General features: G+C 71.3%; 11 protein-coding genes. 7 read left to right on the forward strand and 4 right to left on the reverse strand.

Annotated elements, in window-relative coordinates:
* Positions 1 to 35: 35 nt before the first annotated feature.
* Complete coding sequence (locus QA861_RS34795; RefSeq protein ID WP_334592666.1) at positions 36 to 755, reverse strand: vWA domain-containing protein; 720 nt, start codon at positions 753 to 755, stop codon at positions 36 to 38.
* Positions 756 to 862: 107 nt separating this feature from the next.
* Here QA861_RS34795 and QA861_RS34800 point away from each other — a divergent pair, with 107 nt between their 5' ends.
* On the forward strand, positions 863 to 1,705 hold the full coding sequence (locus tag QA861_RS34800; protein ID WP_334592668.1) for a chitosanase: 843 nt from the start codon (positions 863 to 865) through the stop codon (positions 1,703 to 1,705).
* Between the two features lie 117 nt (positions 1,706 to 1,822).
* On the opposite strand, the gene QA861_RS34805 is transcribed toward QA861_RS34800, so the two are convergent.
* The 3 genes from QA861_RS34805 to QA861_RS34815 all read right to left on the reverse strand — a co-directional run bounded on the left by QA861_RS34805 (position 1,823) and on the right by QA861_RS34815 (position 9,000).
* Positions 1,823 to 3,283 (reverse strand): glutamate synthase subunit beta, encoded by a 1,461-nt coding sequence (locus tag QA861_RS34805; RefSeq protein ID WP_334592669.1) that lies wholly within the window; start codon positions 3,281 to 3,283, stop codon positions 1,823 to 1,825.
* Positions 3,276 to 7,904 carry a glutamate synthase large subunit gene (gene gltB, locus QA861_RS34810; RefSeq protein ID WP_334592670.1) on the reverse strand — a complete coding sequence of 1,543 codons (4,629 nt, stop codon included), beginning with the start codon at positions 7,902 to 7,904 and terminating at the stop codon, positions 3,276 to 3,278. Before gltB ends, QA861_RS34805 begins: the two co-directional genes overlap by 8 nt.
* A gap of 364 nt (positions 7,905 to 8,268) precedes the next feature.
* On the reverse strand, positions 8,269 to 9,000 hold the full coding sequence (locus QA861_RS34815; RefSeq protein ID WP_334592671.1) for a VIT1/CCC1 transporter family protein: 732 nt from the start codon (positions 8,998 to 9,000) through the stop codon (positions 8,269 to 8,271).
* Between the two features lie 282 nt (positions 9,001 to 9,282).
* Here QA861_RS34815 and QA861_RS34820 point away from each other — a divergent pair, with 282 nt between their 5' ends.
* The 6 genes from QA861_RS34820 to QA861_RS34845 are packed head-to-tail and all read left to right on the forward strand — an operon-like array spanning position 9,283 to position 16,416.
* On the forward strand, positions 9,283 to 10,392 hold the full coding sequence (locus QA861_RS34820; RefSeq protein ID WP_334592672.1) for an ADP-ribosylglycohydrolase family protein: 1,110 nt from the start codon (positions 9,283 to 9,285) through the stop codon (positions 10,390 to 10,392).
* A complete protein-coding gene (locus tag QA861_RS34825) occupies positions 10,316 to 11,749 on the forward strand; it encodes an ADP-ribosylglycohydrolase family protein (RefSeq protein ID WP_334594942.1) in 1,434 nt (477 codons plus the stop codon). The genes QA861_RS34820 and QA861_RS34825 overlap by 77 nt, the downstream gene beginning before the upstream one ends.
* An 8-nt stretch (positions 11,750 to 11,757) precedes the next feature.
* Positions 11,758 to 12,933: an ADP-ribosylglycohydrolase family protein gene (locus QA861_RS34830; protein ID WP_334592673.1), complete on the forward strand. Its 1,176-nt coding sequence runs from the start codon at positions 11,758 to 11,760 to the stop codon at positions 12,931 to 12,933.
* Positions 12,921 to 14,333 carry an ADP-ribosylglycohydrolase family protein gene (locus tag QA861_RS34835; RefSeq protein ID WP_334592674.1) on the forward strand — a complete coding sequence of 471 codons (1,413 nt, stop codon included), beginning with the start codon at positions 12,921 to 12,923 and terminating at the stop codon, positions 14,331 to 14,333. The genes QA861_RS34830 and QA861_RS34835 overlap by 13 nt, the downstream gene beginning before the upstream one ends.
* Positions 14,330 to 15,577 carry a CaiB/BaiF CoA transferase family protein gene (locus QA861_RS34840; protein WP_334592675.1) on the forward strand — a complete coding sequence of 416 codons (1,248 nt, stop codon included), beginning with the start codon at positions 14,330 to 14,332 and terminating at the stop codon, positions 15,575 to 15,577. The genes QA861_RS34835 and QA861_RS34840 overlap by 4 nt, the downstream gene beginning before the upstream one ends.
* Positions 15,574 to 16,416 (forward strand): HpcH/HpaI aldolase/citrate lyase family protein, encoded by an 843-nt coding sequence (locus QA861_RS34845; RefSeq protein WP_334592677.1) that lies wholly within the window; start codon positions 15,574 to 15,576, stop codon positions 16,414 to 16,416. Before QA861_RS34840 ends, QA861_RS34845 begins: the two co-directional genes overlap by 4 nt.
* The last annotated feature ends 43 nt before the right edge of the window (positions 16,417 to 16,459 follow it).

A 16,459-nucleotide genomic window follows, 5' to 3' on the forward strand; every position in this document is an offset into this window, starting at 1 on the left:
AAACACTTGTTAGGGAAGAGGGGTCCGCAGGCGTTTCAGCCGACGATTCCCTCGGCCCGGGCGGCGACCAGCCACTTCGGGAACTCGCCCACCAGCCGGTCGTACAACTCGTCGTCGGACACGGCGCGCGGATCCGATCCGGCGTGGAAGAACCCCGCGTTGTCGACGACCCGCCGCTGCGGCACCGTCAGTTCGTCGAGCTTGCGCAGGAAGTCGAACTGCTTGCTGCCGGCGTCCCCGAAGCCGATGAACTGCCAGAACAGCGGCAGCCGGGCCGACTTGCACACGTACCGTTCGGCGGCGGGTCTGCTCGTCGGGCCGCCGTCGGTCTGGAAGACGACGAGGGCGGGGTCGCTCGCCCCGCTGTCGAGGTAGTGCTCGATGACCGCGTCCATGGCGAGGTGGTAGTTGGTTCTGCCCATGTGACCCAGGCCGGTCACGATCCGTTCGATGTGCCCCTGGTAGTTGTCGAGCGCGATGTCCGTCGTAGCGTCGATGTCGGTGGAGAAGAAGAAGACCGGAACGGTCCCGTCGTCGTCCAGGTGTGCGGAGAGCCCCAGCACCCGGTCAGCCAGCGACTGCACGCTGCCGTCCTTGAAGTAGGGCCTCATGGAACCGGAGTGGTCGACCACCAGATAGACGGCGGCCCGCTGACCGTCGAGCCCGTGCCGTTCGACAGCCGCTCCGGCGCTCTTGTACAGGCTGACCAGTGCGGGCGCGGTCTCCTGCACCTTGGTGAGACTGATCGCCACCATGTCTGACTCCCTCGCAGGGCGGACGGGATTGCTGAGGATACGTCACCCGTACGGCCGCCCGGGCGGCATATGACCGTTGTGCACCCCGGCCCGTACCCTTGTGCCCCATGAAACGACCCGGCGTTCTCCTCCTCGCCGTTGTCCCGCTGCTGGCGGCGACCGCGTGTCTGTCCGTCGCGTCGGACGACTCCCGCGGCCCCGACGTCAGACGGGTGAGGGCCGGCTCGCTGGACGCGGAGGTCACGCTCGCCGACCCGGCGAAGAAGGAGCTGGCCCAGCAGCTCGTGGCGAGCGCCGAGAACGGCACGCTCGACTGGCGCAGCGCGTACGGCTATGTCGAGGACATCGGCGACGGGCAGGGCTACACGGCCGGCATCATCGGTTTCTGCACGGGCACCCACGACCTGCTCGCCCTCGTCGAGGACTACACGAAGAAGCACCCGGACAACGCTCTCGCGCCCTACCTGCCCGCGCTGCGCGAGGTCGACGGCACGGACTCGCACAGGGGGCTGGATCCGGGGTTCCCTGCGGCCTGGAAGCAGGAGTCGAAGGTCGCCGCCTTCCGCGAGGCCCAGGATGCGAAGCGGGACAACGCCTACTTCGTACCGGCGCTGCGTCTCGCCGTCCGCGACGGGCTGGGCCTGCTGGGTCAGTTCGTCTACTACGACGCGATGGTCTACCACGGCCCGGGCAGCGACCGGTTCAGCATGGGCGGCATCCGCGCCGCCGCCCTGCGGAAGGCCGACAGTCCGGCGGAGGGCGGCGACGAGAAGGCGTACCTGAGCGCGTTCCTCGACGCCCGTCGCACGGCGATGCTGACCAAGAGGCCGGGCGTGAACACCAGCCGCGTGGACACGGCCCAGCGGCGCTTCCTCGACGAGGGGAACCTCGACCTCCGTCCACCGCTGGAGTGGAAGGTGTACGGGGACACGTACAAGGTGTCCCAGTGAGGTCCGTTCGGCGCCGAACGCGCCGCGGCGCCCGCCATTGTCCGGTCGGGGACTGTGGCGAGCGCCGTGGTGTATCCGTTCCGTACGCCGTTGTACGGGACGTCTTTGGGGGGACCGTCAGACCATCAGGGAACGGTCCGTCGGGCGGATCGGGGCCGGGAGGTCGCTCGCACCGGTGAGGAAGCGGTCGACTCCGCGGGCCGCCGAGCGGCCCTCGGCGATGGCCCACACGATGAGCGACTGGCCGCGGCCGGCGTCACCGGCGACGTACACGCCGGGGACGTTGGTCTGGAAGTCGGCGTCGCGGGCGATGTTGCCGCGCTCGTCGAGGTCCAGGCCGAACTGGTCGACCAGGCCGTTGTCGCGGTCGGTGCCGGTGAAGCCCATGGCGAGGGTGACCAGCTGGGCGGGGATCTTGCGCTCCGTGCCCGGCTTCTGGGTCAGCTTGCCGTCGACGAACTCGACCTCGGTGAGGTGCAGCCACTGCACGTTGCCGTGCTCGTCACCCTCGAAGTGGGTCGTCGAGACGGAGTAGACGCGCTCGCCGCCCTCCTCGTGCGCCGAGGTGACCTTGTAGAGCATCGGGAAGGTCGGCCAGGGCTGACCGGGGCTGCGGTCCTCGCCCGGGCGGGGCATGATCTCCAGCTGGGTGACGGAGGCCGCGCCCTGACGGTGGGCGGTGCCCACGCAGTCCGCGCCCGTGTCGCCGCCGCCGATGACCACGACGTGCTTGCCCTCGGCGGTGACCGGCGGGGCCACGAAGTCGCCCTCCTGGACCTTGTTCGCCAGGGGCAGGTACTCCATCGCCTGGTAGACGCCCTTGAGCTCGCGGCCGGGGACCGGGAGATCACGGGCGGTGGTCGCACCGGCGGCGATCACGACGGCGTCGTACCGCTTGCGCAGGTCCGTCGCCTTGAGGTCGCGGCCGATCTCGATGCCCGTACGGAAGCGGGTGCCCTCCGCGCGCATCTGCTCGATACGGCGGTTGATGTGCCGCTTCTCCATCTTGAACTCGGGGATGCCGTAGCGCAGGAGGCCGCCGATGCGGTCCGCGCGCTCGTACACCGCGACCGTGTGACCGGCCCGTGTCAGCTGCTGGGCGGCGGCGAGACCCGCCGGGCCCGAGCCGATGACCGCGACCGTCTTGCCGGAGAGGCGCTCCGGGGACTGGGGGGCGACATCGCCCGTCTCCCAGGCCTTGTCGATGATCGAGACCTCGACGTTCTTGATGGTGACCGCGGGCTGGTTGATGCCCAGCACGCACGCCGACTCACACGGAGCCGGGCACAGGCGGCCGGTGAACTCCGGGAAGTTGTTCGTGGCGTGCAGCCGCTCGGACGCCGACGTCCAGTCCTCGCGGTAGGCGTAGTCGTTCCACTCGGGGATCAGGTTCCCCAGCGGACAGCCGTTGTGGCAGAACGGGATACCGCAGTCCATGCAGCGGCCGGCCTGCTTGCTGATGATCGGCAGCAGGGAGCCGGGAACGTAGACCTCGTTCCAGTCCTTGAGACGGACGTCCACCGGACGGGACTTGGCGACCTCACGGCCGTGGTTCAGAAAGCCCTTGGGATCAGCCATTGGTCGCCGCCTCCATCATCTTCTCGGTGATCTCGGACTCGGTGAGTCCGGCCCGCTCGGCGGCGTCCTTGGCGGCGAGCACTGCCTTGTACGTGCTGGGGATGATCTTGCTGAAGCGCTCGACCGCGACATCCCACTCGGCCAGGAGCTTCTCGGCGACCGTCGAGGCGCTCTCCTCCTGGTGGCGGCGCACGACATCGTGCAGCCACTCCTTGTCGGAGTCGTCGAGGGCCTCGATCGCGTCCACGTTGCCGACGTTGACGTTGTCGCGGTTCAGGTCGATGACGTACGCGACGCCGCCCGACATACCGGCCGCGAAGTTGCGGCCCGTCTCGCCGAGGACGACCGCGCGACCGCCGGTCATGTACTCGCAGCCGTGGTCGCCCACGCCCTCGGACACCACCGTGGCACCGGAGTTGCGGACACAGAACCGCTCGCCCGTACGGCCGCGCAGGAACAGCTCGCCGCCGGTCGCGCCGTACGCGATGGTGTTGCCCGCGATCGTCGAGAACTCGGCGAGGTGGTCGGCGCCCCGGTCGGGACGGACGATCACCCGGCCGCCGGAGAGGCCCTTGCCGACGTAGTCGTTGGCGTCGCCTTCGAGGCGGAGCGTGACACCGCGCGGCAGGAAGGCGCCGAAGGACTGGCCCGCGCTGCCCGTGAAGGTGATGTCGATGGTGTCGTCGGGCAGACCGGCCCCGCCGAACTTCTTCGTCACCTCGTGGCCGAGCATCGTGCCGACCGTGCGGTTGATGTTGCGAATGGCGACCTGGGCGCGGACCGGCTGGGCGTCGGTCGCGCTGTTCGCGGCGAGGGCGTCGGCGGCGAGCTTGATCAGCTCGTTGTCGAGCGCCTTCTCCAGGCCGTGGTCCTGCTTGATGACCTGGTGCAGCGGGGCGCCCTCGGGCAGCTCCGGCACGTAGAAGAGCGGGGACAGGTCCAGGCCCTGCGCCTTCCAGTGGGTGATCGCCCGCTCCACGTCGAGGGACTCGGCGTGGCCGACGGCCTCCTGGATGGTGCGGAAGCCCAGCTCGGCGAGGATCTCGCGGACCTCTTCGGCGATGAACTGGAAGAAGTTCACGACGTACTCGGCCTTGCCGGCGAACCGGTCGCGGAGCACCGGGTTCTGGGTGGCGATGCCGACCGGGCAGGTGTCGAGGTGGCAGACGCGCATCATGACGCAGCCGGAGACGACGAGCGGCGCGGTCGCGAAACCGAACTCCTCGGCGCCCAGCAGCGCGGCGATGACGACGTCACGGCCGGTCTTCAGCTGGCCGTCGGTCTGCACGACGATGCGGTCGCGCAGGCCGTTGAGCAGCAGCGTCTGCTGGGTCTCGGCGAGGCCGAGCTCCCAGGGACCACCGGCGTGCTTGAGGGAGGTGAGCGGCGAGGCGCCCGTTCCGCCGTCGTGGCCGGAGATGAGGACGACGTCCGCGTGGGCCTTCGACACACCGGCGGCGACCGTGCCGACGCCGACCTCCGAGACCAGCTTCACGTGGATCCGCGCCTGCGGGTTCGCGTTCTTCAGGTCGTGGATGAGCTGGGCGAGGTCCTCGATGGAGTAGATGTCGTGGTGCGGCGGCGGCGAGATGAGGCCGACACCGGGGGTGCTGTGGCGGGTCTTGGCGACCCACGGGTACACCTTGTGGCCGGGCAGCTGGCCGCCCTCGCCGGGCTTGGCGCCCTGGGCCATCTTGATCTGGATGTCGTCCGCGTTGACCAGGTACTCGGAGGTGACTCCGAAGCGGCCGGACGCGACCTGCTTGATCGCCGAGCGGCGCGCGGGGTCGTACAGGCGCTCGGCGTCCTCGCCGCCCTCACCGGTGTTGGACTTGGCGCCCAGCTGGTTCATGGCGATGGCGAGGGTCTCGTGCGCCTCCAGGGAGATGGAGCCGTACGACATGGCGCCGGTGGAGAACCGCTTGACGATCTCGCTGACGGGCTCGACCTCGTCGATGGAGATCGACGGGCGGTCCGACTTGAAGCCGAACAGACCACGCAGCGTCATCAGCCGCTCGGACTGCTCGTTCACACGGTCCGTGTACTTCTTGAAGATGTCGTAGCGGCGGGTGCGCGTGGAGTGCTGGAGCCGGAAGACCGTCTCCGGGTCGAACAGGTGCGGCTCGCCCTCGCGGCGCCACTGGTACTCGCCGCCTATGTCGAGGGCACGGTGTGCCGGGGCGATGCCGGAGGCGGGGTACGCCTTGGCGTGCCGGGCGGCGACCTCCTTGGCGATGACGTCGATGCCGACGCCGCCGATCTTGGTGGCGGTGCCGTTGAAGTACTTCTCGACGAAGGCCGTGTCGAGACCGACGGCCTCGAAGACCTGGGCGCCCCGGTAGGAGGCGACGGTCGAGATGCCCATCTTGGACATGACCTTGAGGACGCCCTTGCCGAGCGCGTAGATCAGGTTGCGGATGGCCTGCTCGGGCTCGCTGCCTGGCAGGAAGGTGCCCGCGCGGACCAGGTCCTCGACGGACTCCATCGCCAGGTACGGGTTCACCGCGGCGGCGCCGAACCCTATGAGCAGGGCGACGTGGTGGACCTCGCGGACGTCACCGGCCTCGACCAGCAGGCCCACCTGGGTGCGCTGCTTGGTGCGGATGAGGTGGTGGTGGACGGCGGAGGTGAGCAGCAGCGACGGGATCGGCGCGTGCTCGGCGTCCGAGTGGCGGTCCGACAGGACGATGAGACGGGCGCCGTTGTCTATGGCCGCGTCGGCCTCGGCGCAGATCTCGTCGATACGGGCGGCGAGGGAGTCACCGCCGCCGCTGACCCGGTAGAGGCCGGAGAGGGTCGCGGCCTTCATGCCGGGCATGTCGCCGTCGGCGTTGATGTGGATGAGCTTGGCCAGTTCGTCGTTGTCGATCACCGGGAAGGGCAGGGTGACGCTGCGACAGGAGGCGGCGGTCGGCTCCAGCAGGTTGCTGGCGGGGCCGAGGGAGGAGCGCAGGCTGGTGACCAGTTCCTCGCGGATGGCGTCCAGCGGCGGGTTGGTGACCTGCGCGAACAGCTGGGTGAAGTAGTCGAAGAGCAGTCGCGGACGCTCGCTCAGCGCGGCGATCGGCGAGTCGGTGCCCATGGAACCGAGCGGCTCGCCGCCGGTCTTGGCCATCGGCGCGATGATGACGCGCAGCTCTTCCTCGGTGTAGCCGAAGGTCTGCTGGCGGCGGGTGACCGAGGCGTGCGTGTGCACGATGTGCTCGCGCTCGGGCAGGTCGGACAGTTCGATCTCGCCGGCCTCCAGCCACTCCGCGTAGGGCTGCTCGGCGGCGAGGCCGGCCTTGATCTCGTCGTCCTCGATGATGCGGTGCTCGGCGGTGTCGACGAGGAACATCTTGCCGGGCTGGAGGCGGCCCTTGCGGACGACCTTCGCGGGGTCGATGTCGAGGACGCCGACCTCGGAGCCGAGGACGACGAGGCCGTCGTCGGTGACCCAGTAGCGGCCGGGGCGCAGTCCGTTGCGGTCGAGGACCGCGCCGACCTGGACGCCGTCGGTGAAGGTGACACAGGCCGGGCCGTCCCAGGGCTCCATCATCGTGGCGTGGAACTGGTAGAAGGCGCGCCGGGCCGGGTCCATGGTGGTGTGGTTCTCCCACGCCTCCGGGATCATCATCAGCACGGAGTGCGGCAGCGAACGTCCGCCGAGGTGGAGCAGCTCGAGCACCTCGTCGAAGGACGCGGAGTCGGAGGCGTCCGGCGTACAGATCGGGAAGACGCGCTCCAGCGCCTTGTCCGAGTCACCGAAGAGGTCGGACACGAGCTGCGACTCACGCGCCCGCATCCAGTTCCGGTTGCCCTTGACCGTGTTGATCTCGCCGTTGTGCGCGACGAAGCGGTACGGGTGGGCGAGCGGCCACGACGGGAAGGTGTTCGTGGAGAAGCGCGAGTGGACGAGCGCGACGGCCGACGCGAAGCGGCGGTCGGACAGGTCCGGGAAGAAGGGCTCCAGCTGGCCGGTGGTCAGCATGCCCTTGTAGACGATGGTCCGCGCGGAGAGCGAGGGGAAGTAGACGCCGACCTCGCGCTCGGCGCGCTTGCGCAGCGCGAAGGCCTTGCGGTCGAGGTCGATGCCCTTGGCGGGCACCGCGGCGCTGTCGGCGACGAAGATCTGCCGGAAGGCGGGCATCGTCGAGCGGGCGGTGGCACCGAGAAGTCCGGGGGCGACCGGCACCTCACGCCAGCCGAGGACGACCAGGCCCTCTTCGGCGGCGATCGTCTCGATACGTGAGACGGCCTCGGCGATGGCCGGGTCCGCGTCCGTCGCCGTCTCCTCGGGGAGGAAGGCGATGCCGACCGCGTACGAGCCGGCCTCGGGCAGCTCGAATCCGGTCACCTCACGGAGGAACGCGTCCGGGACCTGCGAGAGAATGCCGGCGCCGTCGCCGGAATCGGGCTCGGAGCCGGTGGCACCACGGTGCTCCAGGTTGCGAAGAACCGTGAGCGCCTGCTCGACCAGCGCATGGCTCGCCTCGCCGGTGAGGGTGGCCACGAAACCGACGCCACAGGCGTCGTGCTCGTTGCGGGGGTCGTACATACCCTGCGCAGCAGGGCGAGCATCCATGAAGGACCACTTCTGGCCATTCTCGGAATGCTGGGACGGCTGGCGCGGCGTACGCATCGGCTCTCCCGTCGTCGTTGTGTGGCATATGCATTAAGCCGAGGGACGACGTTGGCCCTCTTGGAAGTGCAAAATTTCACGCAGGTTACATGATGGGGCGATTCTCGGGAACCGGATACCGCGTACCAACATGCGGACACCGCAGTGCGCGGTGTGGTGACCGCGCCGCAGTGGAAGTAATGGGGGCCGAAGCGGACAGATCGATGTCCCTCGACCCATGGCGAGGAGAGCGTCGCCGCCCTCCCCGCAGATGCGCCGCAGGCTTCATTGCCCACAGCGCTTACGGCTCATGCCCCGTGGTTAAGCGTTCGAAACCAGCGAGTAACGGCTACTTATGCGGCCCATCGCATAAGTGCACGATCACCTATCCTACGGCCGCACCGAACAGGTTGCCCAGGGCGTACGTCACACCGGCCGCCGCGCCGCCCAGCGCGAGCTGCCGAAGCCCGCTGTACCACCAGCTCCGAGCGGTCACCCGGGCCACCACCGCACCGCACGCGAAGAGCCCGACGAGCGCGAGCAGCACGGCGGGCCACAGCGCGGTCGCCCCCAGAAGATACGGGAGTACGGGCAGCAGCGCGCCCAGCGCGAACGCCCCGAAGGAGGACACGGCGGCGACGGCGGGCGAGGGCAGATCACCGGGGTCGATCCCCAGCTCCTCACGGGCGTGTATCTCCAGCGCCTGCTCGGGGTCGCGCGAGAGCTGCCGGGCCACTTCACGGGCGAGCTCCGGCTCGACGCCCCGGGACTCGTAGAGCGCGGCGAGCTCACGTTCCTCGTCCTGGGGATGCTTCCTCAACTCCCGCCGCTCGACGGCGAGTTCGGCCTCGACGAGCTCGCGCTGCGAGGCGACGGAGGTGTACTCGCCTGCGGCCATGGAGAAGGCGCCGGCGGCAAGTCCGGCGAGCCCGGTGATGACGACGGTCTGATGCGAGACCGCCCCGCCCGCGACACCGGTCATCAGGGCGAGGTTGGAGACGAGCCCGTCCATCGCCCCGAAAACGGCAGGCCGCAACCACCCGCCGGTGACATCCCGGTGGGTGTGGTTGTCGCGGTGCGCCTCGTGCAGCGCCGCCCCGGTCTCGATGATGGCCATGCCGTCCCCCAACTCGCTCGACTTCGAACCGGAATTAGACTGATTCCAGTTCTCGACAACACTAAAAATACGCCCCGGATTCCCTTCCCGCCAGCAAGGAAAGGCTGCCCTCACCTGCACGTTCACGGTCATCGCTCATCCGTAGGTGTGGTCGCACAAATGTCGACCGGGTGACGCTGGGGCGCCTGAGGCTCGCCCGAACCCCTCCGGTGGGACAGTTCCGAAAAGGGTTCCGCTCCCCCGCGAGGGAGCCCCCGGAACCCTCCGGAGGAGAGGCCGCGTATGGCATCGATCGCCTGCATTCCCTCGGTCCCGGCGCCCCAGGACGCCGCCCTGCTCCGCGACAGGGCATGTGGCGCCCTGCTCGGTCTGGCCGTGGGGGACGCCCTCGGCGCCCCCGCCGAGAACATGAAGCCCTCCGAGATCCGCGCCCGCTGGGGCCGCATCACCGGATACGTGGCCGAGAATCCCGCCGGGACGGACGACACGGAGTACGCGATCTTCTCAGGCCTCCTTCTCGCCCGGCACGGTTCGGCCCTCACTCCGGCACATGTGGAGGCGGCCTGGCACCACTGGATCGCCGACCTCGACGAGGGCCCCTTCCGGGGCGCCGGTTTCAGCGAACGCGGCACCCTGGAGAATCTGCGCCGGGGTCTCGCGGCGCCCATCTCGGCCCAGCACCGGCACGCCTGGAGCGACGGTCTCGCCATGCGGGCGGCGCCCTTCGGCGTCTTCGCGGCGGGCCGCCCGGTCGAGGCCGCCCGGCTGGTGGCGATCGACGGCTCGGTGAGCCATGACGGCGAGGGCATCTACGGCGGCCAGGCGGTGGCGGCGGGCGTGGCGGCGGCGATGGCGGGCGCGCCGACCATCGCCGTGGTGGCCTCCGCCCTGGCGGTGGTCCCCGACGACTCCTGGACGGCGCGCTCCCTGCGCCGGGCGGTCGCGGTCGCCCACCGGGGCGAACGCGCGGTCCGCTCCGCGGTGGTGATCGGCGGCTACCCCTGGACCGACCTGGCCCCCGAGGCCGTCGCCCTCGCCTTCGGCGCGTACGCGGCGGCCGACGGAGACTTCGAGGAATCGGTGCTGACAGCCGTCAACATGGGCCGCGACGCCGACACGACGGCGGCGGTGGCGGGCGCCCTGGCGGGCGCGACCCGGGGCGCCTCGGCCATCCCGCCCGAGTGGGCCGAGGCCATCGGCCCGGCCCGCGGCACCTGCCTCCCCTCCATGGCGGGCCACCACATCCTCGACATCGCGGAACTCCTGACCCCGGGCGAGGGCGGCAAATGGGGCGGCACGAAGCCGGTCGCACGGGATCCCGCACCGGACCAGACCGCATACGTCCTCGCCCCGGACGGCACCCCGACGGCCGAACCGGAGGTCCGGCGGTGAACCCACCCCAGGCCAAAATTCAGCCCCTCCACCACCCGACCCAGCCCCACCGGCGCCCGCCCCAGCCCCACCCGCGTCCGTTCCAGCCCCTCCGGCGTTTGAGGAGCGGGGGTCCGGGGGCGGAGCCCCCGGGGATGGGACGGGTAGGGGCGGCGGGGGCGAAACACACCACCCACCCCCGAGCCGGAGCTCCCACCCGAACCCCAGCCCCGACCAACGCCGAAGCCGAGGTCCACCCATGACCAGCCGCCGCATCGAGGGACTCCTGCTGGGCCTAGCCGCAGGCGACGCCGCCGGCTGGCCCGCCGCCCGGCACCGAGCCGCCCGGATGCCCGAGTGGACCCGCCGCCTCACCCGCGAACTGGACACCTTCGCGGAGCAGAACGCGACCACCACCCTCCCCGTGCCGATCGCCCTCAACCAGCCCCCGGAACCGCTCCGGCTCGGCCCCTCGGACGACGCGGAGTGGGCCGCGTTCGCGGCCGAGGCCCTGCTGCGGGCCGGGGACGACGGGGTCCTGGGCGACCTGAGCCGGGAACGCCGGGCGCGGGCCGCCATCGACCTGTCCTGGAACGCGGTCGCCGGCGAGGTCGCGGCCGCCGCCGACCGCGCCCCCGAGGTCGAGTCGGCGGTGCTGCCACTGCGCGCCCGAATCTCCGTACGGGCGGGCCTCGGCAACCTCGCCGCCGGTCTGCGCCCGCCGGCCACCGGCCACGACAACCCGCACTACTTCGACGACGCGGCCTGTGTACGGGCCTGTGTGCTGGCGGTGGCCCACCCGGGCGACCCCCGACTCGCCGCCGAACTGGCCGAGTTCGACGCCCGCTACACCCAGGACGGCGACGGTGTGCACGGCGCCCGCGCGATGGCGGCGGCACTCTCACTGGCGCTGGTCGGCGAGGAGGTGGAGGCCTGCGTGACGGCCGCGCTGGCGGAACTCCCGGAGTCCACCGAGATCGGCCGCAACGCCCGGCACGCGTTGAAGCTGGCGCAGGACGCGGAGAGCGCGTTCGCCCTGGTCCCGCTCCTGGAACACCAGATCGTCGACCACGTCTACAGCTACGGCATCGCCGCCGCGGAGACGGTCCCGGTCGCCCTCGCGCTGGCCACCGCGTCGCGGGGCCGGATCGCCGAAGCGGTCCCGACGGCGGCCTGTCTGTCACGGGTCGCGGACTCGGCCCCGGCACTCGCGGGCGCCCTCACCGGCGCGCTGGGCGGCGCCGCCACGATCCCGGCGGCCTGGCGGGACGCCTGCCGCACCCTCTCCGGCTGCGCCCTTCCGAGGCTTACCGGCACCGACCTCGTGGAACTCGCCGAACTGCTGGAAGCCACACAACGGGCCGTCCCAGGAGGATGATTCGCGACATGACGCCCAAAAGACAAGAAAGTCAGGCCGTTGGTCTGGAAGAGCGGATCACCGGCGCCCTCGTCGGCGCGGCCGTCGGCGACGCCCTCGGCGGGCCCGTCGAGGGCTACACCCCCGAGCAGATCCTCGAACGCCACGCGGGCCGCGTCCACGGCATCGTCGGCCCCTGGAACGGGGAGGCCTGGCGCACGGCCCGCCCGATCGCCCCGTACCACAAGGGCGACGGCCACGTCACCGACGACACCTTGATGACCCATGCGCTGGTACGGGTGTACGCCCAGGTCCGCGACCATCTGGACGCGTACTCGATCGCCGACCACCTGGTCCCCGACCTGATGACCAACCCGCGCTGGATCCCGGAGCTGGAGGCCGAGGCACTCCCCCTGCAGCGCGTGTTCCTGGCGGAGAAGTGGCTGGTGGCCCGGCTCCACTACGGCCACATCGACCCGCGCGAGGCAGGCGTGGGCAACATCGTCAACTGCGGTGCGGCGATGTACATGGCCCCGGTCGGCCTGGTCAACGCGGCCAACCCGGCGGGCGCGTACGCCGAGGCCCTCGACCTCGCGGGCGCCCACCAGTCCTCGTACGGCAGGGAGGCGGCGGGCGTCTTCGCGGCGGCGGTGGCGGCGGCGTGCACCCCGGACGCGACCCCCGACTCGGTGATCGGCACGTGCCTCTCCCTGGCGAAGGACGGCACCCGGGCGGCCATCGAGACGGTGTGCGAAGCGGCCTCCCGCTACTCGGACTTCGAGTCGGCGCTGCGGCCCCTGCGGGAGGCGGTGACTCCGTACGACACGGTCGGTGTGGACTACCGCGACCCGTCGCTGGGCGCCCGTCGGCCGTCCCGTCTCCACGCGATCGAGGAACTCCCGGTGGCGCTGGGCATGTTGGTGGTGGCGGGCGGCGACTTCCGGCATGCGGTGCTGGGTTCGGTGAACTACGGCCGCGACTGCGACTCGATCGCCACGATGGCCGGGGCGCTCGCCGGTGCGCTGGGCTCCGAGGTGCCGTCCGACTGGTCGAAGACGGTCGCGGAGGCGAGCCGCCTCGACCTGTGGGAGCCCGCCCGGACCCTGACCGAGGTCACCCTGGAGATCTTCGATCGGGACGCGCGCCAACGCCGTTCCCACGAGAGGGCGTTCGCCCGGCTCAGGAGCGCGGGATGCTCCGACTGACCTGGGTCCAGCCGGAGGACCTGATCGGCCACGAGCTGCGCCAGGCGGCCCAGGACGGCCGAGAGCCCGGCAGAATCGCCGCCCGCTGGCGAACGGCGGGCGGGCCGGAAGCCCCGGCCGACGCGGGCGCGTCGTCCGGTCCGGTCTCCCGTTACCTGCGGCTGCTGGCCGAGGACCTGCTCGATGAACTGGCGGACCTGCCGAGCAGGTTGGCTGACGACGAACCGACGAACCTGCCCCGGATCCGCGCGCTGTGCCCCGACTGGCCCGCCCAGTCCGTACAGCCCCAGGCCGTGCCCACCCCTCAGCGCCTGGAAGCCGCCTGGCTGGGCAGAGCGGCCGGCTGCCTCCTCGGCAAACCGGTGGAGAAGCTCCCCCTCACCGCCATCCGCCAACTCGCCCGGTCCACCGGCAACTGGCCCCTGAACACCTGGTTCACCGCCAGGGGGGTCCCCGAGGAACTCGCGACGGCACACCCCTGGAACCGCCGGTCGGCGACCACCTCACTCGCCGAGAACATCGACGGCATGCCCGAGGACGACGACCTCAACTACCCCCTTCTGGGCCTCCTGTTGCTCCAACGCCACGGCCCCCGCTTCACCACCACGGATGTGGCGCGCCTCTGGCTGGACGAACTCCCCGCAGGCCGCACCTTCACGGCCGAGCGGATCGCCTACCGAAACCTCCTCTGCGGCCTCGAACCCCCGCTCACCGCCCGCCACCGCAACCCGTTCCGCGAGTGGATCGGCGCCCTGATCCGGGCCGACGTGCACGGCTGGACCAACCCCGGCGACCCGGCCGGCGCCGCCGAACAGGCGTACCGCGACGCCACCCTCACCCACACCGCGAACGGCGTCTACGCGGCGATGTTCACGGCGGCCACCATCGCCATGGCCGCCACCGGCACCCACGACATCCACACCTGCCTGCGCACCGGCCTGACAGTGGTCCCCCCACGCTCCCGGCTGGCCGAAGCGGTCCACCACGGCATCCAACTGGCCGAATGCCACCGTGACTTCACGACCGTGGTGGACGAACTGCACGCCACCCACGCGTCCATGTACCACTGGGTCCACGCCGTCCCCAACACCGCCCTGATCGCCGCCGCCCTCACCCACGCCGACGGCGACTTCACCGGCTCCATCTGCCGAGCCGTGTCCGGGGGTTGGGACACCGACTCCAACGGAGCGACCGCCGGAAGCATCGCCGCGCTCCTCGCCGGCTCCCCCGGTGCCCTTCCCGACCGCTGGACGAGCCCCCTGAAAAACCGACTCGCCACCTCTGTCGCGGACTTCAACGGCACCGGTTTCGACACCCTCGCCCGACTGACCCACTCCCTCACCCACGCCCCAGGCGGCAAGGGCGCGGGCACCGACACCGAGGCCCGGTACACGTCATGAACACACCGCGACCGAACGCACCGGAACCGATCGCCCCCGCACCCCGCCCGCCCTCTCCCGCAGCCCCCCTCGCCGGCCTCCGCGTCCTCGACCTGGCCACCCTGTTCGCCGGTCCGCTGGCCGCCACCATGCTCGGAGACTTCGGCGCCGAGGTGATCAAGATCGAGCATCCGGGGAAGCCGGACCCGTCCCGGGGCCACGGCCCGTCCAAGGACGGCATCGGCCTCTGGTGGAAGCTGCTGGGCCGCAACAAGCGCACGATGACCCTCGACCTCTCCCGCCCCGGCGGCCGGACCACCCTCCTCCGGCTCGCAGCCACCGCCGACGTCGTCATCGAGAACTTCCGTCCGGGCATCCTGGAGAAGTGGGACCTGGGCTGGCCGGAGCTGTCCGCGGTCAACCCGCGGCTGGTCCTCGCCCGGGTCACCGCCTTCGGCCAGTTCGGCCCGTACGCCCACCGTCCCGGCTTCGGCACCCTCGCCGAGGCGATGAGCGGCTTCGCCGCGATCACCGGCGAACCGGACGCACCCCCGACCCTCCCGCCCTTCGGCCTCGCCGACTCGATCGCGGGCCTGGCCACGGCGTACGCCGTCATGACGGCACTGTCCGCGCGCGAGCGAACCGGCGAGGGCCAGGTCGTCGACATGGCGATCATCGAGCCGATCCTCACGGTCCTGGGCCCGCAGCCGCTCTGGTACGACCAGCTGGGCCACGTCCAGCCGCGCACCGGCAACCGTTCGCAGAACAACGCCCCGCGCAACACCTATCGCACGGCCGACGGCACCTGGGTCGCCGTGTCGACGTCGGCCCAGTCGATCGCCGAGCGCGTGATGCGTCTGGTCGGCCGTCCCGAGCTGATCGACGAGCCCTGGTTCGCCACCGGCGCCGACCGTGCCCGCCACGCGGACGTCCTCGACGAGGCGGTCGGCTCGTGGATCGGCCGCCACCCCCACTCCGAGGTCGTCGCGGCCTTCGAGAAGGCGGAGGCGGCGGTGGCCCCGGTCCAGGACGTCCGGGAGGTGATGACCGACCCGCAGTACCAGGCCCTCGACACCATCACCACGGTCGACGACCCCGAACTCGGCCCGATCCGCATGCAGAACGTTCTCTTCCGCCTCTCGGCGACCCCCGGCGCGATCCGCTGGGCGGGCCGCCCGCACGGCGCGGACACCGCGGCCGTCCTCGCCGAACTGGGCCTGACCACACCCGAGATCGACGCCCTGCGCACCGAGGGAGCCCTGTGAAGGACCATCCCCTGACCTGGCTCTACGTTCCCGGCGACCGCCCCGAGGTGGTGTCCAAGGCCCTCGCCTCCGGCGCCGACGTGATCGTCGTCGACCTGGAGGACGCGGTCGCCCCCGACCGCAAGGAGTACGCCCGCACAGCCACCGCCGAACGCCTCAGCGACCCCCAGCCGGTCCCGGTCCACGTCCGGATCAACGCCCTGGACGGCCCGCTGGCCACTCGCGACCTCCGGGCCTTCCAATGCCTCCCCGGCGTCTCCGGCCTCCGGCTACCGAAGGTGACGACACCGCAGCAGGTCGTACGCGTGGCCACCCGCATGTCCGCGACCGCGACCGCCGAGGCGGGGCCCCCACTCCACGCCCTCCTCGAAACCGCCCTCGGTATCGAACACGCCTTCGCCATCGCGACCGCCCACCCCGCCCTGCACGGCATCGCGCTCGGCGAGGCCGATCTACGGGCCGACCTGGGGGTACGGGGAGACGCGGGCCTCGACTGGTGCCGCTCCCGGGTCGTCGTGGCCGCACGGGCCGCCGGACTCGCCCCGCCGCCCCAGTCGGTCCACCCGGACACCCGGGACCTCGACACGCTGGCCGCGTCCTGCGCCCACGGGCGCGCCCTGGGCTTCCTGGGCCGGGCGGCCATCCACCCCCGCCAGCTGCCGGTGATCGAACGCGCCTACCTCCCCACCCCGGAGGAGGTCGCGGACGCCGAGCAGATCGTCAAGGCGGCGGCGACGGACGAGGGCGCCCAGGCCCTCCCCGACGGCCGCTTCATCGACGCGGCGGTGGTCGCGGCGGCCCGCAGAATCCTGTCCCTGGCCGACCGCGACCGCCCCTGACCCGAACGACGAAGGAGGGCGCCCCGGTCCCCGGGACGCCCTC

Origin of the sequence: Streptomyces sp. B21-083 (assembly GCF_036898825.1) — a bacterium.
In the GTDB taxonomy this organism is placed as follows: Bacteria; Actinomycetota; Actinomycetes; order Streptomycetales; family Streptomycetaceae; genus Streptomyces.